Origin of the sequence: Kitasatospora sp. RG8 (assembly GCF_017813315.1) — a bacterium.
In the GTDB taxonomy this organism is placed as follows: Bacteria; Actinomycetota; Actinomycetes; order Streptomycetales; family Streptomycetaceae; genus Kitasatospora.
Genome location: NZ_JAGIYX010000021.1, coordinates 56,422 through 77,189, shown reverse-complemented (window position 1 = coordinate 77,189; position 20,768 = coordinate 56,422). Strand labels below are relative to the sequence as shown.

Genomic DNA, 20,768 nt, shown 5'->3' with positions numbered 1-20,768 from the left:
GTTCCAGCTCCGACGCCTACTCCAGCTCCCACGCCTCCTCCCGGTCCCGCTCCCGGTCGCGAACTCGCCGATGCGCCGGGCTCCCGCCGATGTACCGGGTCTCCCCGCCGATGTACCGGGTCGCCGCTCCGGCGCGCCCGGACGTCACCACCCCAGTGGCGCGCCCCTCCCTCCGGTGGGCGCGCGGAAGGAACGCACCCATGTACCGACCTGCCTGTCCTCTCCCCGCCCGCCCCCTCCGTGTCCCGGCGGCCGGCCGGTGAGCGCCCTGCCCCGGCGCCGCAAGAGCCCGCCGGGCGGCCCGCGCCGCAACCCCGCACGCCGCAACCCCGCACGCCGCGACGTCCACCACCCCGGCGCCCCGCCGGGCCTCGGCCGCCCGCACCGCTCGCAGCGCCGTCGCACCCCGGCCGCAGCGCTGCGCGCCGTGCCCTGGCGCTTCGACCTGCCGGCCTCGCTGGTGGTCTTCCTGGTCGCCCTGCCGCTCTGTGTCGGGGTGGCCGTCGCCTCCGGGGTCCCCGCCGAGCTCGGGCTGGTCACCGGGATCGTCGGCGGGCTGGTCGTCGGCGCGTTGCCCGGGAGCAGCCTCCAGGTCAGCGGACCGGCCGCCGGCCTGACCGTCCTGGTCTACGAGGCCGTCCAGGAGTACGGCGCCGGCGCCCTCGGCGTCCTGGTGCTGGCCACCGGCCTGCTCCAGCTGGCGATGGGCGCCCTGCGCCTGGGCCGCTGGTTCCGGGCGATGTCCGCCTCCGTGGTGCACGGCATGCTCGCGGGCATCGGCCTGACCCTGCTCTCCGGCCAGCTGTACGCGCTCGCCGACCGCAGGGCGCCCTCGACGGGGCCGGAGAAGATCGCCGGGCTGCCCGCACTGCTGCACGACGCGGCCACCGGCTCGGCCACCCCGAGCGCGGTGGCCCTCGGCGCCGGCACCCTGCTGGTGCTCGTCTTCTGGAAGTACCTGCCGCCGCGGGTGGCCCGGTCGGTGCCCGCACCGCTGGCCGCCGTCGGCCTCGCCGGGGCCGTGACCGCCGCCGCGGACCTCCCGGTCGCCCGGATCCGGGTCTCCGGCCTGCTGGACGTGGTGGAGCTGCCGGACCGCGGCGCGCTCGGCGCACTGGCGAGCACGGCCGGCCTCGGCACCATCCTCGCCTTCACCCTGATCGCCTCCGCGGAGACGCTCTTCAGCGCGGCCGCCGTGGACCGGATGCACCACGGCCCGCGCACCGACTACGACCGCGAGCTGACCGCGCAGGGCGTCGGCAACACGCTCTGCGGGCTGCTCGGAGCCCTCCCGATGACGGCGGTGATCGTGCGCAGCGCGGCCAACGTGCAGGCGGGGGCGCGGACCAAGGCCTCGCGCGTCCTGCACGGGCTCTGGCTGTTGCTGTTCACGGCGCTGCTGCCCGGCGCGCTGGGCCTGGTGCCGCTGACCGCGCTGGCCGCCGTCCTGGTGCACGCGGGCGCCAAGCTCGTCCCGGTCCGGCGGCTCGCCGCGCTCTGCCGGGACCACCGCGGCGAGGCGGTGGTGCTGGTGGTCACGGCGGCGGCGATCATCGGCACCGACCTCTTCGAAGGGGTGCTGATCGGGATCGGTCTGGCGGTGGTCAAGTCGGCCTGGCAGACCTCGCACCTGCACATCGGCGTCGAGGAGCTGCCGGCCGCCGAGGGCGGTGGTGTCGGCGAGGGCAGCGGTGTCGCGGAGGGCGGTGTTGCGGCCGGCCCGGACGGCGGCGGGCCGCTGATGCGGGTCCGGCTGAGCGGCAACGCGACCTTCCTGCGACTGCCCCGGCTGCTGGACGCGCTGGAGCGCCTGCCCGCCGACCGCCCGGTCGAGCTGGACTGGTCCGGGTTGCGTCACCTGGACCACGCCTGCACGGTGGCGCTCACCACCTGGGCCGCCCAGCACCGCGCCCGGAGCTCGGCGACGCTGGCGGTCGAGCCGCCGTTGCCGACGGTGGTCTGACGGGGCGCCCGGTCCGGTCAAATCGGCTGGCAGAAGCGGGCATTGATCAGCCGAGGTGCTGCGGGGAGGGCGTCGATCCGGCGGTCGGGCTGCTGTCCGCCGGTGGACACCCCTTCGCATCCGATGCGGAAACGGTCGTCAAGGCGGTTTCCGCGACCGGGAGTTCGAACCACGGGCTCAAGTGGCGCACTCACAGTCGTACTTCTGGCGCGATCCAGCAGTCGGGAGTCGGGAGCCGGGATCCGGGATCCAGCAGTCGGGAGCCGGGAGTCGGGCGCCGGTGGTCGGGACACCGAGGAGCCGGTGGTCGGCGCAGAGGGGCCGGGTGCTTCCCGCCGGCTCCTCGGTGTCCCGCGTGCCGTGCCGTGACGAGCCGGATCAGCCCAGCCCTGGCAGGCCGCGCAGTTCCCCGATCCGCAGAAGCCGCGCAAGGAGGAGGAACAGCAGCGCCATCGCGGTGCCGCCCGCGGTCAGCGAGACGGCGGGCGTCCAGGCGGCCGGTGTGAGGCCGTGGCTGCAGAAGCGGGCGATGAGCCAGCCGGCGGCTCCGGCGCCAGTGGCGGCCGCGGTCAACTTGGCGTAGGTGCGGCAGATCCGACGGCCGTCGAGCAGTCCCCCGGTGCGCCGCCTGAGCCGCAGAGCCGTGAGCAGCAGGCCGACGGCGTAGGACAGGGAGTAGACGGCGGCCATCCCGGTGACCGCCCACCGGGGGGACAGCAGCAGATGGCAGACCACGGCCAGAGCGATGTTGGTGCCACTGATCCACAGCGCCATGCGGAACGGCGTGTGGGTGTCGGAGAAGGCGTAGAAGCCGCGCAGCAGGAGGTACTGGGCCGAGAACGGGATCAGCCCCAGGCCGAGGGCCTGCAGCATGTGGCCCAGCGGGACGGTCTCGGCGGCGTCGGCGGCTCCGTGGGCGAACAGCAGTTGCGCGATCTGCGGGCCGAAGACGACGAAGAAGAACGCTGCCGGGACGATGACGACGCCGCTGATCCGGAGCGCGCGGGACAGGTCGGCGCGCAGGTCGTCGAGACGGTGCTCGGCTACCGCCCGGCTCATGCGGGGGAGGAGCGCGGTGACGAGGGAGACCGTGACGATCGACTGGGGGAGCATCCATATCTGCTGGGCGTAGCTGTAGGCGGTGTAGCCGACCCCGTCGTGGGGCAGGGCGGCGTCCGCGGCGGAGGCCAGGCGGGTGACCACGGTGCTCGCGACGAGGTTGGCCAGGACGAACAGCAGGGTCCAGCGAGCTGCGCCCAGGCTCTCGCGAAGGCCGGTGCCCCGCCAGTCGAAGCGCGGTCGCAATCGAAAGCCGGCTGCGTGGGCGTAGGGGATCAGGGCCAGCGCTTGGAGGGCCAGGGCGAGGGTGGTGCTGATGCCGAGCAGCCTGACCTGGGCATCGGTGATCTCCGAGACCTTCTTCGGTGCGGTCATCATGCCGAGGTAGAGGCCGAACATCGTGATCAGCACGACGTTGTTCAGGACCGGGGTCCACATCATCGCCCCGAACCGGTTCCGGGCGTTGAGGACCTGCCCGAGGATGCTGAACGCGCCGTAGAAGAAGATCTGCGGGAGCAGGAAGCGGGCGAAGACCACGGTCAGCTCGAACGCGTCATGTGTGGCGGGAGTGTCGTGCTGGTAGACGCTGATGATCTCGGGAGCCGCCCAGGTGGCCAGCGCGGTGCCGACACCCAGGACGCACAGGACGAGGGTGACCAGACGCTGCTCGAAGGCGGCCCCGCCGTCGGGGTCATCCGTCCGGGCCCGGACCAGTTGGGGCACCAGGACGGAGTTCAGAGCGCCGCCGATCAGCAGGAAGTACAAGCTGGTGGGCACCGTGTTGGCCTGGTTATAGGTGGTGGCCAGCAACCCGGTCCCCAGTGCTGCGCCTTGCAGCACCTGCCGGATCAGCCCGGTGGCGCGCGAGACGACCGTCCCCACGGCCATCAGTGCGGACGACCGCAGCACGCCACCGGCCCTGGCCTGCTTGGGGGCCGCGTGTTTCCTGCGCTGCACGCTCGACCGCTCTAACTTCTCAAGCGATGTCTCCTCGATCATTTGCACAATTTAGCCTTCGGTCCTCGGACTTCAGCCGTCGGCGTCCGGGGCCCGGTCGGGCTTGACGGTCGGTTGGCGTGGCTGCGGCGGTGTGACGGTGTCGGGGTGACGGCCGGTGTGATGTCCCCGTCGTGAAGGCGGGCTGACGGAGTGTCGGCGCGCTCCTGGGCGGCCGGGCGCGGGTCGGGCGCGAGGTTAGCCTGGTCGCGGCGCCCGGCGGCCCGCAGGTGCCGGGGCGTCGTGACCAGTCGTCCGGGAGATCCGGAAGAGCCGGTGGATCCGGGAGATCCGGGAGATCCGGGAGAGGAGCGCAGAACCGTGATCGCAGCGTTTTCGGTCACCCCGCTGGGGGTCGGCGAGGATGTGGGGGAGGCGGTGGCCGCCGCCGTCCGGGTGGTCCGCGCGAGCGGGCTGCCGAACCGCACCGATGCGATGTTCACCAGCATCGAGGGGGAGTGGGACGAGGTGATGCCGGTGATCCGCGACGCGATCGAGGCGGTCAAGGTGTACAGCGGCCGGGTGAGCACCGTCATCAAGATCGACGACCGGGCCGGGGTGACCGACGGGCTCAGCGCCAAGGTGGCGACGGTGGAGCGGTACCTCGCCGAGGAGTGATCGGTGCGGGGGGAATCGGTGCGGCGGGACGGCCGCGCGAGGACGGCCGTCCCGCCGTAGACCTCCGGTCAGCCGGCCGGGGTCGGCTGCGAGCCGTGTCCGGAGTGTTCGGCCCGGCCGGTGCGGCCGGCCCGGACGCCGGCCCGCCCGGTGAACAGGCGGTCAACCGCGAAGGGGCCGGAGCCGAGCACGGCGATCGCGAGGAACGCCCAGCAGAACATCACCGAGGCCTCGCCGCCGTTCTGCAGCGGCAGCAGCGCGTGCTCCTGATGGACGGTGAAGTACGCGTAGGCCATCGAGCCGGAGCAGAGCAGCGCCGCGATCCGGGTGCCGAGGCCGGCCAGCACCAGTGCCCCGCCGACGAGCTGGATCAGGGCGGCCCACCAGCCGGGCCACTGCCCGACCGGGATGGTGCCGCCGCCCTTGGCACCGCCGAAGACGCCGAAGAGCGAGGCGGCGCCGTGGCAGGCGAAGAGCAGTCCGACGACGACCCGAAAGGCCGTCAGGACGACGGGGCGGGCCGAATCGAGTGCCTGTTGAACGGTGGTCGGCATGGGGACGTGCCTCCAGTGGGGGGAGGAGCGGGGACGGAGAAGAAGTAAGGTTAGGCTTACTGGCACATATTTGACAATACTCCGTCAAATCGACCGTACTCGAAGCACTGGTCTAGACCTCCCTTCTTTCTTGACCGATCGATCTGGATATGACTAGGGTTCAGGTATGGCACGGACCAAGGAATTCGACCCTGACGCGGCTCTCCAGTCGGCTCTGGAGCTGTTCTGGCAGCGTGGCTACGAGGCCACCTCGATGGCCGACCTGGTCGAGGGGTTGGGGATCGCCCGCGCCAGCATCTACGCCACCTTCGGCAGCAAGCGCGAGCTGTACCTGCGCGCGCTGGAGCGTTACGGCGAGCAGTGCGACCCGGTGCTGCTGGCCGAGCTGTCGCAGCCCGGTCCGGTGCTCCCGGCCGTTCGCGCCCTGGTCCGCCGCTATGCGCGGGAGGCCGGCGAGGACGGCGACGGCGGGCTCCGGCGCGGCTGCTTCGTCACCAACACGGCGGTCGAACTCGCCCCGCACGACCCGGGCGCGGCCCGCCGGGTGGCGGCGAGCCTCGGCCACCTGGAGACGGCGCTGACGGCCGCGCTGGTCCGCGCCGAGGCGCAGGGGGAGCTGCCCGCGGGGCGTGACCCGCGTGCGTTGGCGCGGATGCTGCTCGTGCTGCTCCAGGGGATGCGGGTGATCGGCAAGGCGGGCGACGGCGCGGCCCGCCTGCACGACGCGGCCGAGCAGGCGCTCGCGCTGCTGGACTGAGTCCGTCCCGGGCGGCCGGTGGCCGCCGTTTTCCCGGTCCTGATTCTGGATCGAGCGGTCAATATAGTGAGGGGGGTTTGTGGTGGAACCACTGTCGTTACGGCTGGACCCAGTGCGGTTAGACCCAGTGCGGTCGGACCCGGTGCCGCCGGATCCAGTGCGGTCGGACCCGGTGCGGCCGGGTCCTACCCGGCCGGGCTCCGCCGGGCACGGCTCCTCCGGACGCGGCTTCGCGCTGCTCGGCGCCGTCCAGGCGGTGCTGATCTTCACGATCATGATCCTCTCCGTCCCGCTGCCCCTGGTCGCCCGGGAGTTCGGCCTCGGACCCTCCGGCGTCCTGCTGCTCAGCGCCGCCTACGGGCTCTCCTTCAGCTCGCTGCTGCTGCTCGGCGGCCGGCTCGCCGACCGCCACGGCGGTCGCCGAATGCTCCGCGCGGGCCTCCTGCTGCTCGCCGCCGCATCGGTCGCCTCCGCCGTCGCCCCCACCTACCCGCTCCTGCTCGCGACCCGCTTCGTCCAGGGCGTCGGCGCCGCCCTCGCCGCCCCGGCGGCGGTCGCGGTCGTCAGGGCACTCCTCCCGCAACCCGCCGCCTACGGACGGGCGATGGCCACCTGGGGAGGGCTCTCGGTACTCGGCGCCACCGCCGGCAACCTGCTCTCCGGCGCGGTCGCCGCCTGGGCCTCCTGGCGCTGGCTGTTCGGCGTCCCTGTACTCGTCGCCGTCGCCGGGCTCGCCCTCTCCGGCCGGCTGCTGCCGTCCGCCGGGCCGGTGCCGGGCGCCCCCTCCGCCCTCGACGTGCGCGGCGCCGCCCTCGCCACTACCGGTGTCTGCGCGGCCAGTTACGGACTCGTCGCGGCCGGCGAACACGGCTGGGGCGCACCGACCGTCCTCGGCCCGCTGGTGGTGGGCGCCGCACTGCTGGTCGCCTTCGCCGCCGCCGAACGCCGCACCGCCGATCCGCTGCTGCCGCCCGGCTTCCTCGCCGACCGCCGGCGGGCCACCGCCCTGGCCGCCGTCATGGCGACCGCCGCCGGCACCGCGCTGACCTTCCTGCTGCTCCCGCTCTACCTCCAACAGGTCCGCGGCTGGGGCGTGCTGGCCACCTCCGCCGCCTTCCTCCCGTACGCCGCGGTGCTGCTCCTGGCCGGCCGTCTGGCCGCGCCGCTCACCGCCCGGTACGGCGCCGCCGCCGTCACCGCCGGGGGTCTGGCGGTGGCCGCCGCCGGACTGGCCCTGCTGGCCGGCCTCGCCCCCGCGACCCCGTACGTCACCGGCCTGCTGCCCGGGTTGCTCCTGCTGCCCGCCGGGGCCGGCCCGGCCTTCGCCGGTGCGGCGGTGCTCGCCACCCACGGCGTCCCGCCCGACCGCACCGGCCTCGCGGCCGGGGTCCTCAACACCGCCATGGAACTCGGCCCCACCACCGGCGTCGCCGCCCTGATGGCGCTCGCCGCCACCCGACCGACCGAGGTCGGCGGCTACGCCGCCGCCTTCGCGGCCGCCGCGGCGGGGCTCGCCCTGACCGCCGTGGCGGTCACCTCCCTGACCCGCTCCACCCTTTCCGAGCACCCGCTCAACCACACCGAGGAGTACTCCGCATGACCACCCGTGCTGCCACCCGTACCGCCGCCCGTACCGCCGCCCGCTTCGTCGACAAGTCCGTCCTGGTCACCGGCGGCGGCACCGGCATCGGCCGCGCCGTCGCCCTCGCCTTCGCCCGGGAGGGGGCCCGCGTCGCCGTCGCCGGCCGCACCGGGAGCTCGCTGGCCGAGACCGTCGCCCTGATCGAGAAGGAGGGCGGCACGGCCGTCGCCCTCGTCGGGGACGTCACGAAGAGCGCCGACGCCGCCCGCCTCGTCCAGGAGACCGTCGAGCGGTTCGGGGCGCTGGACGTCGCCGTCAACAACGCCGGCATCCTCGGGACCCCCGGCCCGCTCGCCGACGTCGAGGAGGAGGACTGGCAGCGCCTGGTCGACACCAACCTGACCGGCACCTGGCTCGCCATGAAGCACCAGATCGCCCGGATGCGCGCGAACGGCGGCGGAGCCATCGTCAACGTCTCGTCCAACCTCGGCACCCACATGCGCTTGCCCGGCCTCGGCGCCTACGCCGTGACCAAGGCCGCCGTCGCCACCCTGACCCGCGCCGCCGCCCGCGACCACATCGCCGACGGCGTCCGGATCAACTCCGTCAGCCCCGGTCCCGTCGAGACCACCATGTCCACCCGCCCCGGCGAGAACGCCGCCGACAAGGCCGACCGCATGAAGGCCCAGGTCCCCGCGGGCCGGGCCGGCGCCCCCGAGGAGATCGCCGCCGCCGTCCTCCACCTCGCCTCGCCCGAGTCCGCCTACACCGTGGGCGCCGACCTCGTCCTCGACGGCGGCATCACGGCCTGACGGACCTCGGGCGGAACGGTCGGGCCACCCAGGCGTTCCGCCCGAGGTCCGTCGGCGGCGCGGTCACCACGGGGCGGACGGCGTTCCGTCGGGATCGAGCCCGTGCTGCCAGGGCGGAACCCGGCCCGCGTCGGCCCCCGGGCCGGCGCGGACCGTGGCGACCTCGAGGAACGCCTCGCCCGAGTCCGCGGCCCTCAGCAGGTGCCGGCGGGCGCCGACGGCGGCGCCGGCCGACGCCCGGCCCGGGGCGTGTCCGACACGGCCCGCCGGGCGCCCTCGCGGCCGTGTCCGTGACGAACGGGTTCCACGGAAGCAGGACGCCGCCGTACCGCCCGGAGACCGGGCGGTACGGCGGCGTTCGGAAGCGCCCGGGGTCAGGCCGCGAAGTAGCCGCTCAGGTCGGCGACCACGTGCGTGGAGCCCCAGTGGTTGAAGAGCGTCACCCGGCCGTCCACCACCGGGACGACGACCAGGTTGGCCCTGGTCTGCCCGGCCGTGAAGTTGAGGTTCGACACGTCCGGGCGAGCCGTGCCGTGCGGGTGGACGATCAGGTGGCTGCCCGCCGTCGGCTCGGTGACCGTGACGTTCAGGACCACGGCGGTCACCCCGGTCGCCGGGACCCCCTCGATCGCGGTCACCGGCACGCTGACGATGTCGCCGGCGCCCACCGTCCCGGCCCGGGCGCCGACACCGTTGCGGGTGTCCAGCAGCCGGACCGGGGTGGTCGGGGAGAAGGCCGAGCCGGAGTCCCCGTAGTAGCCGGTGACGTCGGCGATCAGGTCGACCGAGCCCGCGTTGTTGCGCAGGTCGACCTTCCCGTTCACCACCGGTACCGTCACCAGGTTGGCGACGATCTGTCCGGCCTCGAAGTTGAGGTTGGAGACGCCCGGCAGCGGCCGTCCGTCCGGGTAGACCGTGACGTGGCCGGGCCCGGTCGGGTTGACGGCGGTGACGTTCATGACGACGGCGGTGACGCCGGTGGCCGGGACGCCCTTGACGCCGGCCACCTGCAGGGCCACCACGCCGCCGGGGCCGACCCGTTGGGCGGCGGCGCCGGTGCCGTCCCGGGTGTCCAGGAAGCGGGCCGGAGTGATCGGCGTCAACGCGGAGCCGGTGGCCCCGTCGGTGTAGTAGCCGGTGACGTCGGCGAGCAGGTCGACCGAACCGGCGTTGTTGCGCAGGTCGACCTTCCCGTTCACCACCGGTACCGTCACCAGGTTCGGGACGATCTGTCCGGCCTCGAAGTTGAGGTTGGAGACGCCCGGCAGCGGCCGTCCGTCCGGGTAGACCGTGACGTGGCCGGGCCCGGTCGGGTTGACGGCGGTGACGTTCATGACGACGGCGGTGACGCCGGTGGCCGGGACGCCGTTGACGCCGGCGACCTGCAGGGCCACCACGCCGCCGGGGCCGACCCGTTGGGCGGGGGCGCCGGTGCCGTCCCGGGTGTCCAGGAAGCGGGCCGGAGTGATCGGGACGAACCGGCTCCTGGCCGGGGCGTCGGCGGCGGTGACGGTGAAGGCGTTGGGCAGCGAGACGCCGTAGACGTCGTCGAGCTGGATGCCGTAGCTGCCCGGGGCCAGGCCGTTGGTGTCGAGCAGCACGTCGAGCGCGGTGCCGTCGGTGTTCACGGAGAGCGTCGACATCATCGGCCTGCCGGAGGAGCCGTTGCCCACCAGCTTGGCCCTGCTGCCCAGGTGGAGCCCCTTGCCACGGATCACGGCCTGGACCCTCGTCCCGGTGGCGCCGCTGGACGGGCTGACCGAGGTCAGGGCCGTCGTCGGCCGCGGTGTCGGGCAGGCGGAGTCGCAGACGCCCTGCATGCTGTACTCGACCGGCGTGCCCGCCGTGGCACTGCTCAGGACCAGCACGGCCTGCTCGGCCTGCGAGTCGGAGGAGCACCGGCCCCCGAAGGCCCCGTAGTTGGTGCTGCACTGGTAGCCGTAGTCGCCGGTCCACCGGGAGTCCCGAAGCAGGCGAAGATGCGGGATGTCGCCCGGCCCGGTGGCGCTGCTGGTACCGACCACGTTGAAGGACTGCCTGGCCTTCATGTCGATCACCGCGCAGTAGGCGCTCGAGTCGTCGGTGAGCACCCCGCTGCGCTGCGGGAAGCCCTCGACGGCGACGGGGTTCGCGGCGCATTCGGGCGCCCAGCCGGCGGCCGTGTGCAGCTTCCAGGTGTCCACGCTGGCGTGGATCGGCTTGTCCTTGTACCCGGAGGCGAGCACGATCGCGGTGTACGAGCCGGCGCCGGTGAGCGGGCAGGCAGTGCCGAACTGGGTGCAGAGCGGCTTGGCCTCGCTGTCGACCACGCCGAGCAACGCGTTCGCGCCGTACGGGCCGTCCGAGGTCCGGACGCCCAGGGTGTACTTGTCGCTGCTCGCGGCGGTGACCCGGACGCATCGGGCGTCCAGCGCCGAGGTCAGGTCGAAGGAGGTGCCGGGGCCGCCGACCCTGGTCGAGGCCGGGGTCAGGCAGTTGGCGCCCGGCGAGATGTCGCGCCGGACGAGCTTGTACCCGTCCGCCCCGCCCCAGCCGTTCAGCAGCGCGGTGTACGGGACGTTGGCGGCCAGCCGGCAGGTCTTGGCCGAGTTCTGGGCCGAGATCCCCGTGCAGACCGGGTCGCCGGCCGCGTCGACCACCGACACGTCGGCGTTGAGCTGGTTCCTGAGATTGGTGTAGTCGACCATCTCGGCGGTGGAGTGCTGGTTCGCGGGCAGGAACAGGCAGGCCTGCGGCGCGGCTGCGGTGAGCTGGACCTCGACACCCCAGGTGCCGTCGAACCCGCTCTGCGGCCAGGCGGTGCAGCCACCGGCCTCCTCGGTCCGGTGGACCACCAGCCCGTAGGCCTTGGAGGGCGTCCCGGTCAGCACCGCGCGGAACGGGGCGATACCGGTCAGCTTGCAGACGGTGGACGCGGTGCCGATCTCGCACTGCTTGCCACCCGAGGCGTCGACGACCTGGCCGCCGACCGCCGCGCCGTCGGCGGGCGGCCGGTTGAGCAGGTAGACGCCCTTGCCGGACGCGGTCGGCAGGGTCAGGCAGAGCTGCTGGCCCGGCCCGCCGAAGGTACCCGTGGCCGGACCGGCCGTCAGGCCAGTGTCGTTGGCCGAGATGCAGCCCCGGGTCTCCCTGGCCGAGTGGAAGGCGATGCCGAACGCGCCGACCGGGGGCTTGTACGCGTCCACGGCCCATGTGTAGTCACCCGGCGTCAGGTCACAGACGCCCTGTGCGCAGGGTCCCCCTTGCGAGGTGCCGTCGGCCGCGAACAGCCCGCCGGAGACGGAGCCGTCGTTCTTGACCGGGGCGAAGTCGTACCGCGCGGACTCCGGGACGCGCAGCGTCCGGCACCGTGCGGCGGAGGTCAGGTCCGGGGAGACGCCGAACGCCTGGGGCTCGACCGGCGTGCAGCCCTCCGGGCGGGAGAGCCGCGCCGCGGAGACGCTGTACGTCTGGGCCGCGCCGTTGTAGCGCTGGACGGTGATCCGGAACGGCGCGGGGCCGGTGAGCCGGCAGTCGGGGTAGGTCCCCTTGCCGCAGACCTGGGCGCCCGTGGCGTCGTAGACGACGGGGGTGACGCCCGGCTGGGTGGCATCGGTGCGGAGCATGTCGCCGGCCACGAGGTCCTGCACCCGGTAGCAGTCACCGGCCGAGCCCAGCGCCAGGGAACCGTTGAAGACGGTCGGGGAACCCAGGGCGAGGTCGGTGGCGCCGACCGTCCGGCAGGCCGTGGTGGACTGCAGCGGCAGGTACGAGAGCGCGACACCGGTCGGCGAACTGGTGACGGTGCCGACCCTGAGCGTGTACGTGCCCGCCTGGGTGGTGGCGCATCGCAGTGCCTGACTGCTGCCCCAGCTCGGGCCGACCGGGTCGTCGCAGCTCACGGTGGTGCCGTCCGGCGCGACCACGGTCGGGATGATCGATCCCTGGGCGGCGACGATCTGCACGAGCAGCAGGTCCTTCTGCTGCGGCAGGGTGAGGCTGAAGGCGGCGGTCGCGCTCACGTCGAGGGTGCAGCTCACCACCGTGCCCGGCTGCAGCGCCGTCGGGCACGGGCCGCTCGGGTCGGCCTGCCGGACCTCGCGGGCGAGGGCCTCCTGGTCGGCCTTCTGGTCCGGCGCGGCGGCCGGGGCGCCCGCGGTCGGAGCTCCCGCGGCCGGGCCCGCGGTCGCGCTCGGGCCTGCGCCCGGGTCCGCCGGAGCGTCCGCCTGCGGCGCGGCGGCCGCCGTCGGCGCTGCCCCTACCGCCGAGGCCGGTGCGGCCTGGCCCACCAGCGAGGCCAGGACGGCCAGCAGCAGAGCCCCGGAGGCGGCTGCACGGCCGCCTCCACCTCGCTTCCGCTGTACTCGTCTGCCGATCGGCAGCACGTTCATCTGCTCCCCCCACCTTGGACAGGTCGCGCTCACGAAAAAATCACACATGTGATCGAGCGGGCGGAGTCTAACGGGGCGTACACGCATCGTGCCATCGGATTCCAGCCCGTCGGCCAGCCGGTCCCGCACCCGCACTGACGCAGCGTCGGGTCCCCGACGGCGGGGCGCACTCGGGGCCCCTGTGGCGGGAAGGTGTTCGAGGCCCTGCCGGGCGAGGCGGGCAGGCGTGAAGGGGCTTCGGGTCCTCGCCTCGCCCGGCCGGGCCGCCGGGCGAGGGCAGGGGGCCGCGCGGTGGGGCGAACGACCCCGGCCGCGCCGCGGCTACGCCGACAGTGCCTCGTCGTCCTCCGCCGGCGCGCAGGCGGCGGCGAGGTCGTCGAGGGAGAGGTCGAGGGCGTAGGCGAGCGCGGCGACGGTGAAGAAGGCGGGGGTGGGTGCCCGGCCGGTCTCGATCTTGCGGAGGGTCTCGGAGGAGATGCCGGCCGCCGCCGCCACCTCGACCATGCTGCGGGCGCCGCGCGCCTCGCGGAGCAGGGCGCCGAACCGCTCGCCGCGGTCGCGCTCCCAGGGGGTCAGTGGGGTCCTCACCATGCGCCAATACTAATACCGCCGCAACCGTGATAGATATACCGGTATAAGAATTGGTTGAATGGATCGAGGGGATCAGCAGCATGGTCGAGCTCAAGTCGGAGGCGGCGCTCGCGGCGATGCGGGAGGCAGGACGGGTGGTGGCCGACGCGCTGGCAGCCGTCGAGGCGACGGCGGGCGTCGGGGTGAGCCTGCTGGAGCTGGACGGGGTGGCGCGGGAGGTGCTGCGCAAGGCCGGGGCCACCTCGCCGTTCCTCGGGTACCGGCCCTCGTTCGCGCCGGTGCCGTTCCCCGCCGTGATCTGCGCCTCCGTCAACGACGCCGTCGTGCACGGCATCCCGGACGGCTACCGGCTGCGCGACGGGGACCTGGTGAGCATCGACTGCGGGGCCGTGCTGGACGGGTGGGCGGGCGATGCCGCCGTCAGCTTCACCGTCGGGGCGGCTCGGCCCGCGGACCAGGAGTTGATCGACGCCACCGGGCGGGCGCTGGAGGCGGGGATCGCCGCGGCCGTGCTCGGCAACCGCACCGGCGACATCGCGCACGCGATCGCCAAGGTGGCGCGCGGGGCCGGCTACGGGCTGCCGGAGGGGTTCGGCGGCCACGGCATCGGGCGGCGGATGCACGAGGATCCGCACGTGCCCAACGAGGGCCGCCCGGGCCGCGGGTACCCGCTCAAGCCGGGACTGGTCCTGGCCATCGAGCCGATGCTCACGGCCGGCGGCCGGGACGATTACGACACCGACCCGGACGGCTGGACGCTGCGCACCACCGACGGCAGCCGGGCCGCGCACATCGAGCACACGGTGGCGATCACCGAGGACGGTCCCCGCATCCTCACCCTGCGGTAGGCCCGCCCGGTGGCCCCACGACCCGGCCACCGCGTGCTCCCCGGGCCGGCCGTGGCGGTGGCCCTGGCAGTGGCGAAGGCCCTGGCGGCGACGGACCCCGGCCCTGGCGGAGGCCCCGGCCCTGGCAGCGGGCGGAGGCCGTGACGGACGCCACGCGCCGCTGACACCGCGTCCGGAGTAGCGTGCGGACCATGACCGATCAGGACTTCACGGTGCGGGTCACCGTCCGCGGCTACGAGACCGACGCGCAGGGCCACCTCAACCAGGCGGTGTACCTCCAGTACGCCGAGCACGCCCGCTGGGAGTACCTCCAGTCGGCGGGCGTGCGTCAGGCCGACCTGCTGGCCAAGGGGATCGGCCCGGTGGTGCTGGAGACCACGGTCAAGTACCGGCGGGAGCTGCGCGCGGGCGACGAGGTGGACGTGAGCTGCCGGTTCGTCTGGGGCGGCGGCAGGACCTTCGAACTGGTGCAGGCCATCACCCGGACCGACGGGGTCCTCGCCGCCGAGGTGACCTGTGTCGGGGGCTTCCTGGACCTGACCGAGCGGCGGCTGGTCGCGGACCCGCGCGAACCGATGCTCGCGCTGGCATCGGACCCGGGGCTGCTCGGGCTCTGAGCCCCGCCCCCAAGCCCCGCCTCTGTGCCCCACCCCCCCCGGGCCCCGCTCCCGCTCCCGCCCCGGCCGCCGGGCGTGGCGCCACCCGGGCGGCCCCACGGAGGGGCGGCCCGGCGGGCGGTCGCCGCCTTGTCGGCCGACCCTTGAACGAGGTGGCGTCCGGCGGGCCGGTGCGCAGGGGCTGGAGGTGGGCGAGGTGATCGGTGGGGTCCACCTGGAGGCGCAGTGGCGTCGGGAGGCGCTGCGGACCAACCTGTGGTTGGTGCCGATGCTGGAGGTGCTGCTCGCCGCGCTTCTCTTCCTGCTCACCTGGTCCCTGGACCGGGCGGCCTACCGGGGCGACCTGTCGCTGCCGACCTGGGTCATCAGCGGCACGGCCGACGCCGCCCGGCAGATCCTCGCCGCCATCGCGGCGGCGCTGATCACCGTCGTCGGCGTGGTGTTCTCGATCATGATCGTGACCCTGACGCTGGCCTCCACCCAGTTCGGGCCGCGGATGCTGCGGACCTTCATCCGGGACCGCAGCACCCAGCTCACCCTGGGCACCTTCGTCGGGACGTTCGTCTACGCGGTGCTCTCCCTGATGGTGATCGGACCGTCCTCGCACGGCGACTTCGTCCCGCACCTGTCCATCACCGTGTGCATGGGCCTGGTGCTGGCCGACCTCGGGGTGCTGATCTACTTCATCCACCACATCGCCACCTCCATCCAGCTGCCCCGCGTCATCGCGAACATCGCGGCCGAGCTCTCGGCGGCGATCGACGCGGGCGCAGGCGAACCCGCCCGCGGCGGCGGCGTCGAGCGGGGGCCGCCCGAGGCCGAACTGCACGCCCGGCTGGACGCGTCGGGGGCCGCCGTCCCGGCGCCGGCCAGCGGCTACCTGCAGTTCGTCCGGCACCGCACGCTGGTCCGCATGGCGTCCGAGCTCGGCGCCGTGATCCGCCTGGACCAGCGACCTGGCCACTTCCTGGTGCAGGGGCACCAGCTCGCCACGGTCTGGCCCGCCGAGGCGGCTGACGAGGTGTCCCGGAGTTTCGCCCGCGCCCACATCACCGGCCCGACCAGGACGCTCGCCCAGGACATCGCCTTCGCGGTGGACCAGCTGGTGGAGATCGCCATCCGGGCGCTGTCCACCGCGGTGAACGACACCTTCACCACCCTGACCTGCATCGACTGGCTCGGTGAGGGGCTGTGCCGGATCGCGTCGCGCTGGCAGCCGGACCCGGTCCACCGGGACGCGGACGGCTACATCCGGGTGATCGCCACGCCGGTGAGCTACGAGCGGCTGGTGGAGCGCGCGTTCGAGAAGATCCGCCAGACCGCCCACGGCATGCCCGCCGTCCTGATCCGGCAGCTCGACGCCCTGGCGGAGATCATGGTGGAGACCAGGACCGAGGAGCAGCGCCACGTGCTGCTCCGCCAGGCCGGGATGATCGAGCGGCTGAGCGCGGAGTCGGTGGCCGAGCCGGCCGATCGCGAGGACGTGCACCGCCGCTACCTCGCCGTCCTCGCCGCGCACGCGAGCCGCACCCGCCGGGGCTGACGCCCGGCCCGACCCCGGCCACCCGGGTCCCGGCCGCGTGGGTAACGGCTGCGCGCCCCCGGCGGCGACGGTCATCCCGGTGGCGACGGTCACCCCGGGGACCAGGTCACCCCCGGTTCCGCGGCACGTCCGGTCGCCAGGCACGTCCGGTCGCGAGGCGCCCCCGGTCCGAGGCACCCGGGGCCCGGGAACCCTCCGGGGCCGAAGCACCCCGGCGCCCGGCCGACCCCGAGGGTGGCCGGGCGCCGGAGCGCCGATGACTTGACGGACCCTACGAGAGCAGGCCGTTGTAGTCGGGGAGCTTGAACGTCCGGTCGGCGTGGCCACCCTCCAGGTCGGTGGTGTTGTTGCCGACGTTGGCGATGATCGTGTAGCCCTCCGCCTCGACCGCGGCGCGCTGGGCGGTCTTGAAGTCCTGCACCGGCTGGAACAGGTCGTCGAGGTCGCGGCCGTGCAGGCCGTCCACCGGGTACCCGGCGCGCTGGAGGGCGCAGCGGGTCAGCGAGTCGATGAAGTCCGGACGCGCGGTGATGAAGACGACCGAGACGCCGCGCGAGTGCGCGTAGGTCGCGAGCTCCAGCGAGGCGCCGATGGCGGGCTGGCTGAAGGGGTGGAAGTGCGTCTGGAGCGTCGTGTTGTCGATGTCGAACACGATCGCCGGGCGGACGGCCGCGCCGGGGCCCGAGGTGCGCTGCTCTATGTAGGCGCGGGCCGGGGCGAGGGCCGCCCGGACGTCGGCCAGCCACTGGCTCTCGGTCACACCCGCTGCGGAGAGCGGTGCCGCGGCCGGAGCCGGGACCGTCGCCCGGGCGACGGCGGGTGCCGAGTGGGCGGGGGCGGCGGCCGCCGCCGGGCCGGCCAGGCCCGCGAGGAGTGCGCCGGCCAGAACAACGGGGGCGGCTGCTCTGCCGACCAGTCTCATACCTGCCACCGGGGAGCCTTTCTGTCATGGTGTCGGAAGCCGCGAGGTGACGAACACGACGCGGCCATGGCAAATCTTGCACACCGTTAGGTCCCGCAACAGGACTCTTGCTTACCGACAGGTAACAATCTTCTGTGCATCCGGCGAGTGAACTCCGCGGACACCGCGCGGAGCCGGCCCGGTGCGACGGAGACGGCCCGGTCAGCCGAGCAGTCGCAGCCGCGTCGCAGCGACGCCCAGCCGGATGCTCTGGCCCCAGGTGAGCTCCAGCGCGTCCGTCTCGATGCCGTCGCCGAAGGCGACCAGGCGGTCCGACTCGACCGTCAGCACCAGCTGCCGGCCGGCGTCCAGCACCCCGTGCACCCGGCTGGTGCCGGTCGCGGGGGAGGGCCACGCCTCGCGGACGAACCAGGCGAGCGCGGGTGCTGCCGCCTCGGGCAGGGCGAGCGGTCCGCCGCGCTCCAGCCAGGCCGACCGGCACCAGCCGGTGGCGCCCGTCCCGGTGCCGATCAGCACCCCGGAGGAGGCCTGCGGCTCGCCGGAGTCCGGCGGCCCCGCGGAGCCCCGCGGCCCGGGCGAGCCCGCGGAGAGCGGGGGTGTCTCCGCGGCCCCGGCCCCGGCCCCGGTCACCGTCAGCCGGTACCGCGCCGTCTGGTGCCCGGGCTGCCCGACGTACACCTCGTTGAGCGCCAGCAGCCGCTGGGTGTCGTCGGCGACCGCCTCGACCATGGTGCGCTCCTCCAGGTGCCGGGAGCCGCTGCGGGCGACGGCGGCCGGGAGGAGGGCGGGCAGCGCGTCGGCGCGGTGGCGGACCAGGACGCCGGGGTTGCGGCCCGGGTCGGCATCGACGCCGATGACCGGCTGGCCGTCGAGGTACTTGGCGACGTTCGCGACCAGGCCGTCCTGGCCGACCACGACGACCACGTCCTCCGGTTCGAACAGGAACCGGGGGAGGTCGGCCCGCTCGACCCGGGTGCGCCGCCAGTCGAGCGGGACGGCGGCCGCCGCGCGGGCGAGCGCCTCGGCCTGCCGGTGGTGGCGGTGCTCGACCTCGGCGACGGAGCGGCCGCGGGAGGAGAGGAAGAACGCGGCCTGCCCGGGGGTGCCGTGGTGGGCGAGCAACTCCTCGTACTCGGTGCGGCGGTGGACCAGGACGGCCCGGGGTGCGAGCGTCACCGCTCACCCGCCGGGCCGGCGAGCTTCGCGAGCAGCCCGCTGAGCAGGTCCGGGGTGAGGGTGACGCTGTCGATCCGCGGCAGGTGCTCGGCCAGCCGCATCAGGGCGAGCGCCCGCAGCACGGCCGGGTCGGCCTGCTGGTGGGCGGCGAGCCAGGCGGCCTCGGCGGCGGCCTTGGCCTCGCCGAGCGCGCGGGCGGCGTCGGCCTCGGCACCGGAGAGCGCGCGGGCGGCCTCGGCCTCGGCGGTGGCGAGCCGGGTGCGTCGCCCGGCCTCGGCGTCGGCGCGGACCCGGTCGGCGACCGCCTCGTCCTCGGCCTGAAGACGCGCGTTGGCGCCCTGCTGGGTGATCAGCTGCTTCTCCCGCCGGGCCAGTTCGATCCGGTTGGCGAGTTCGTTCTCGGCGATGCCGCGCTCGTGCTCGACGGCGACGGCCCGCCGCTCGAAGGTGGCCCGGTCGGCCTCCTGCTGGACCAGTTCGCGGGCGGGGGTGCGCAGGGCCCGTTCGACCTCGGGCTCGGGGCGCAGCGCCACGACGCGGACGGCGATCACGGCGAGCCCGGTCTCGGTGATCCGGGGTTCGGAGGCGAGTCCGGCGGCCATCCGGTCGCGGACGGTGCTGACGCCGTCGACCAGTGCGGCGGCGAGCGGAGTGCGGGCGAGCAGGCCCAGCGCGTGCTGCTGGGCGGTCTCGGTGAGCAGGGTGGCGATCTGGTCGAGCGGCGCGGCGCGCCAGGCGCCGGTGTCGGGGTCGATGCCGAAGTCGACGCGGGCGGCCGCGGTGGCGGGTTCGGTGATCCGGTAGGTCAGCGTGGCCTGCACGGTGACGTCCTGGAAGTCGGCGGTGCGGGCGTGGAAGAGCATCGCCAGTTCGCGGTCGTCCACCGGCACCTCGGAGAGGGCGGCGGTGAGCGGGCGGAACCAGAAGGCGAGGCCGGTGCCGTCGTGGGCGACCTTGCCCCGGTCGAGGTGGCGGATGTGGGCGGTGGGAACGGCGCGCAGGTGGCGCAGTCCGAAGCGCCGGGTGATGTCGGCCATGAGCGGGACCCCTTTTCGTCAGTGCGACGATATTGCGCGCGCGACGATCTCGTCAAGATGACGAAAAGGGGTTTCCGGACCGGTGCCGGGCGCCGTGGGAGGATCGGCGGGTGCTGAGGATGCGAACGAACACACGGCGGAAGCGGCACCAGGGGGCGGGCCGCGCCCCGGCGGCCCTCGCGGCGGCCCTCGCGCTGACCGCCCTCGCCGCCGCGCCGCCCGCCCGCGCGGCCGACGGCGCCGGCCAGGCGTTCACCATCACCGACCCGCGGATCACCGAGTCCAGCGGCCTCGCCGCCAGCCTCGCCCACCCCGGCGTCTACTGGACGCACAACGACAGCGACGACGGCCCCTACGTCTACGCCGTCGACTCGCAGGGCCGCACCGTCGCCACCGTCACCCTGCGCGGCACCGAGCCGCGCGACGTCGAGGCGATCTCGCTCGGTCCCGACGGGCGGCTCTACGTCGGGGACCTCGGCGACAACCTCGGCGGCAAGTGGTCCGAGGTGTGGATCTACTCGTTCGCGGAGCCCGCCGAGCTGCGCGACCAGTCCGTGGACGTGATCCGCTACCGGGTCCGTTACGAGGACGGGCCCCGCGACGCCGAGGCGCTGATGGTCCACCCGGTCACCGGCCGGGCGTACATCGCCAGCAAGAAGCAGGGCGGGGGCGGCCTCTACGAGGGCCCGGAGAAGCTCTCCACCGCCGGCATCAACACCTTCCGCCGGATCGGCGACGTCCCGTGGGTCACCGACGGCGCCTTCTCGCCGGACGGCACCCGGCTCGTCCTGCGCGGCTACCTCTCCGCCGGGCTGTACCGCTGGAAGGACGGTGCGCCCACCGAACTCGGCCCGCTCGCCGCGCCGCTGCAGCGCCAGGGCGAGTCGGTGACCTTCACGGCGGACGGCCGGTCGGTGCTCTACGGCACCGAGGGCAAGGACAGTCCGGTCTGGCGGGAGCCGCTGGACGACGGCCAACTCCCCGACACCGTCAAGCCGCTGCCGTCCGCCCCGCCGTCGGGCGGGGCCGGGGCGCCCCCCGGCCGGGCCCCCGGCGCCTCGCCCTCGGCGGGTTCCGCGGCCGGCTCGTCCGGCTCGTCCGGCTCCGCGGACGGTCCGTCGGACAGCGCCGTGGGCGTGGTGGCCGTCCTCGCCGTGGTGGGTGCGGTGCTCGGGCTGCGGAAGAAGCGCCGGTCAGACTGACGTGCGCTCATCAATCCGGTCGGGCGGCCCGAACGGGCGTGGGCGAACGATCCTTGTCGGTGCGCGGGGTTGCGGCGACGGCGTGACCGACCGGCCGGAATGAGGCGAATCTGTCGCAGAC

General features: G+C 74.3%; 16 protein-coding genes. 9 read left to right on the top strand and 7 right to left on the bottom strand.

Annotation, left to right across the window (positions count from 1 at the left end; all coding sequences use genetic code 11):
• Nucleotides 1–418 precede the first annotated feature (418 nt).
• Nucleotides 419–1,963: a SulP family inorganic anion transporter gene (locus tag J5Y04_RS27220; RefSeq protein WP_245205531.1), complete on the top strand. Its 1,545-nt coding sequence runs from the start codon at nt 419–421 to the stop codon at nt 1,961–1,963.
• Nucleotides 1,964–2,341: 378 nt separating this feature from the next.
• Here the strand turns inward: J5Y04_RS27220 and murJ are convergent, their stop codons facing one another.
• Nucleotides 2,342–4,021 (bottom strand): murein biosynthesis integral membrane protein MurJ, encoded by a 1,680-nt coding sequence (gene murJ / locus J5Y04_RS27215; protein WP_209415040.1) that lies wholly within the window; start codon nt 4,019–4,021, stop codon nt 2,342–2,344.
• A 318-nt stretch (nt 4,022–4,339) separates the two neighbouring features.
• Here murJ and J5Y04_RS27210 point away from each other — a divergent pair, with 318 nt between their 5' ends.
• On the top strand, nt 4,340–4,636 hold the full coding sequence (locus J5Y04_RS27210; protein ID WP_209415038.1) for an MTH1187 family thiamine-binding protein: 297 nt from the start codon (nt 4,340–4,342) through the stop codon (nt 4,634–4,636).
• Between the two features lie 68 nt (nt 4,637–4,704).
• Here the strand turns inward: J5Y04_RS27210 and J5Y04_RS27205 are convergent, their stop codons facing one another.
• Nucleotides 4,705–5,190, bottom strand: coding sequence for a DoxX family protein (locus J5Y04_RS27205; RefSeq protein WP_209415037.1), 486 nt, complete (start codon nt 5,188–5,190; stop codon nt 4,705–4,707).
• Between the two features lie 166 nt (nt 5,191–5,356).
• On the opposite strand from J5Y04_RS27205, the gene J5Y04_RS27200 reads away from it, so the two are divergent.
• The 3 genes from J5Y04_RS27200 to J5Y04_RS27190 all read left to right on the top strand — a co-directional run bounded on the left by J5Y04_RS27200 (nt 5,357) and on the right by J5Y04_RS27190 (nt 8,341).
• Nucleotides 5,357–5,947, top strand: a complete 591-nt coding sequence (locus tag J5Y04_RS27200) for a TetR/AcrR family transcriptional regulator (RefSeq protein WP_209415036.1) — start codon at nt 5,357–5,359, stop codon at nt 5,945–5,947.
• Nucleotides 5,948–6,119: 172 nt separating this feature from the next.
• Nucleotides 6,120–7,547 (top strand): MFS transporter, encoded by a 1,428-nt coding sequence (locus J5Y04_RS27195; RefSeq protein ID WP_307853313.1) that lies wholly within the window; start codon nt 6,120–6,122, stop codon nt 7,545–7,547.
• Nucleotides 7,544–8,341 (top strand): SDR family NAD(P)-dependent oxidoreductase, encoded by a 798-nt coding sequence (locus tag J5Y04_RS27190; RefSeq protein ID WP_209415035.1) that lies wholly within the window; start codon nt 7,544–7,546, stop codon nt 8,339–8,341. The genes J5Y04_RS27195 and J5Y04_RS27190 overlap by 4 nt, the downstream gene beginning before the upstream one ends.
• A gap of 374 nt (nt 8,342–8,715) precedes the next feature.
• Here J5Y04_RS27190 and J5Y04_RS42190 read toward each other — a convergent pair whose 3' ends face one another.
• Nucleotides 8,716–12,711 carry a hypothetical protein gene (locus J5Y04_RS42190; protein WP_245205507.1) on the bottom strand — a complete coding sequence of 1,332 codons (3,996 nt, stop codon included), beginning with the start codon at nt 12,709–12,711 and terminating at the stop codon, nt 8,716–8,718.
• A gap of 321 nt (nt 12,712–13,032) precedes the next feature.
• The gene (locus tag J5Y04_RS27180; RefSeq protein ID WP_209415034.1) at nt 13,033–13,302 is read right to left on the bottom strand and encodes a helix-turn-helix domain-containing protein; all 270 of its coding nucleotides are present in this window, start codon (nt 13,300–13,302) and stop codon (nt 13,033–13,035) included.
• Between the two features lie 80 nt (nt 13,303–13,382).
• Here J5Y04_RS27180 and map point away from each other — a divergent pair, with 80 nt between their 5' ends.
• The 3 genes from map (at nt 13,383) to J5Y04_RS27165 (ending at nt 16,310) form a co-directional block, all read left to right on the top strand.
• Nucleotides 13,383–14,150 carry a type I methionyl aminopeptidase gene (gene map, locus J5Y04_RS27175; protein ID WP_209415033.1) on the top strand — a complete coding sequence of 256 codons (768 nt, stop codon included), beginning with the start codon at nt 13,383–13,385 and terminating at the stop codon, nt 14,148–14,150.
• A gap of 191 nt (nt 14,151–14,341) precedes the next feature.
• Nucleotides 14,342–14,767 carry a thioesterase family protein gene (locus J5Y04_RS27170; protein WP_209415032.1) on the top strand — a complete coding sequence of 142 codons (426 nt, stop codon included), beginning with the start codon at nt 14,342–14,344 and terminating at the stop codon, nt 14,765–14,767.
• A gap of 196 nt (nt 14,768–14,963) precedes the next feature.
• A complete protein-coding gene (locus tag J5Y04_RS27165; RefSeq protein WP_209415031.1) occupies nt 14,964–16,310 on the top strand; it encodes a DUF2254 domain-containing protein in 1,347 nt (448 codons plus the stop codon).
• A gap of 271 nt (nt 16,311–16,581) precedes the next feature.
• Here J5Y04_RS27165 and J5Y04_RS27160 read toward each other — a convergent pair whose 3' ends face one another.
• The 3 genes from J5Y04_RS27160 to J5Y04_RS27150 form a co-directional block, all read right to left on the bottom strand.
• Complete coding sequence (locus J5Y04_RS27160; protein WP_209415112.1) at nt 16,582–17,232, bottom strand: HAD family acid phosphatase; 651 nt, start codon at nt 17,230–17,232, stop codon at nt 16,582–16,584.
• 201 nt (nt 17,233–17,433) lie between these two features.
• A complete protein-coding gene (locus tag J5Y04_RS27155; protein ID WP_209415030.1) occupies nt 17,434–18,408 on the bottom strand; it encodes a hypothetical protein in 975 nt (324 codons plus the stop codon).
• Nucleotides 18,405–19,445, bottom strand: a complete 1,041-nt coding sequence (locus tag J5Y04_RS27150) for an SPFH domain-containing protein (protein WP_209415029.1) — start codon at nt 19,443–19,445, stop codon at nt 18,405–18,407. Before J5Y04_RS27150 ends, J5Y04_RS27155 begins: the two co-directional genes overlap by 4 nt.
• A 119-nt stretch (nt 19,446–19,564) precedes the next feature.
• On the opposite strand from J5Y04_RS27150, the gene J5Y04_RS27145 reads away from it, so the two are divergent.
• On the top strand, nt 19,565–20,647 hold the full coding sequence (locus tag J5Y04_RS27145) for a hypothetical protein (protein ID WP_209415028.1): 1,083 nt from the start codon (nt 19,565–19,567) through the stop codon (nt 20,645–20,647).
• Nucleotides 20,648–20,768: the final 121 nt, after the last annotated feature.

Coding starts and splice junctions, on each gene's coding strand:
- murJ (WP_209415040.1), bottom strand. CDS start 4,021: ATGATCGAGGAGACATCGCTTGAGAAGTTAGAGCGGTCGAGCGTGCAG.
- J5Y04_RS27205 (WP_209415037.1), bottom strand. CDS start 5,190: ATGCCGACCACCGTTCAACAGGCACTCGATTCGGCCCGCCCCGTCGTC.
- J5Y04_RS27190 (WP_209415035.1), top strand. CDS start 7,544: ATGACCACCCGTGCTGCCACCCGTACCGCCGCCCGTACCGCCGCCCGC.
- J5Y04_RS27200 (WP_209415036.1), top strand. CDS start 5,357: ATGGCACGGACCAAGGAATTCGACCCTGACGCGGCTCTCCAGTCGGCT.
- map (WP_209415033.1), top strand. CDS start 13,383: ATGGTCGAGCTCAAGTCGGAGGCGGCGCTCGCGGCGATGCGGGAGGCA.
- J5Y04_RS27180 (WP_209415034.1), bottom strand. CDS start 13,302: ATGGTGAGGACCCCACTGACCCCCTGGGAGCGCGACCGCGGCGAGCGG.
- J5Y04_RS27145 (WP_209415028.1), top strand. CDS start 19,565: ATGCGAACGAACACACGGCGGAAGCGGCACCAGGGGGCGGGCCGCGCC.
- J5Y04_RS27160 (WP_209415112.1), bottom strand. CDS start 17,232: ATGAGACTGGTCGGCAGAGCAGCCGCCCCCGTTGTTCTGGCCGGCGCA.
- J5Y04_RS42190 (WP_245205507.1), bottom strand. CDS start 12,711: ATGAACGTGCTGCCGATCGGCAGACGAGTACAGCGGAAGCGAGGTGGA.
- J5Y04_RS27150 (WP_209415029.1), bottom strand. CDS start 19,445: ATGGCCGACATCACCCGGCGCTTCGGACTGCGCCACCTGCGCGCCGTT.
- J5Y04_RS27170 (WP_209415032.1), top strand. CDS start 14,342: ATGACCGATCAGGACTTCACGGTGCGGGTCACCGTCCGCGGCTACGAG.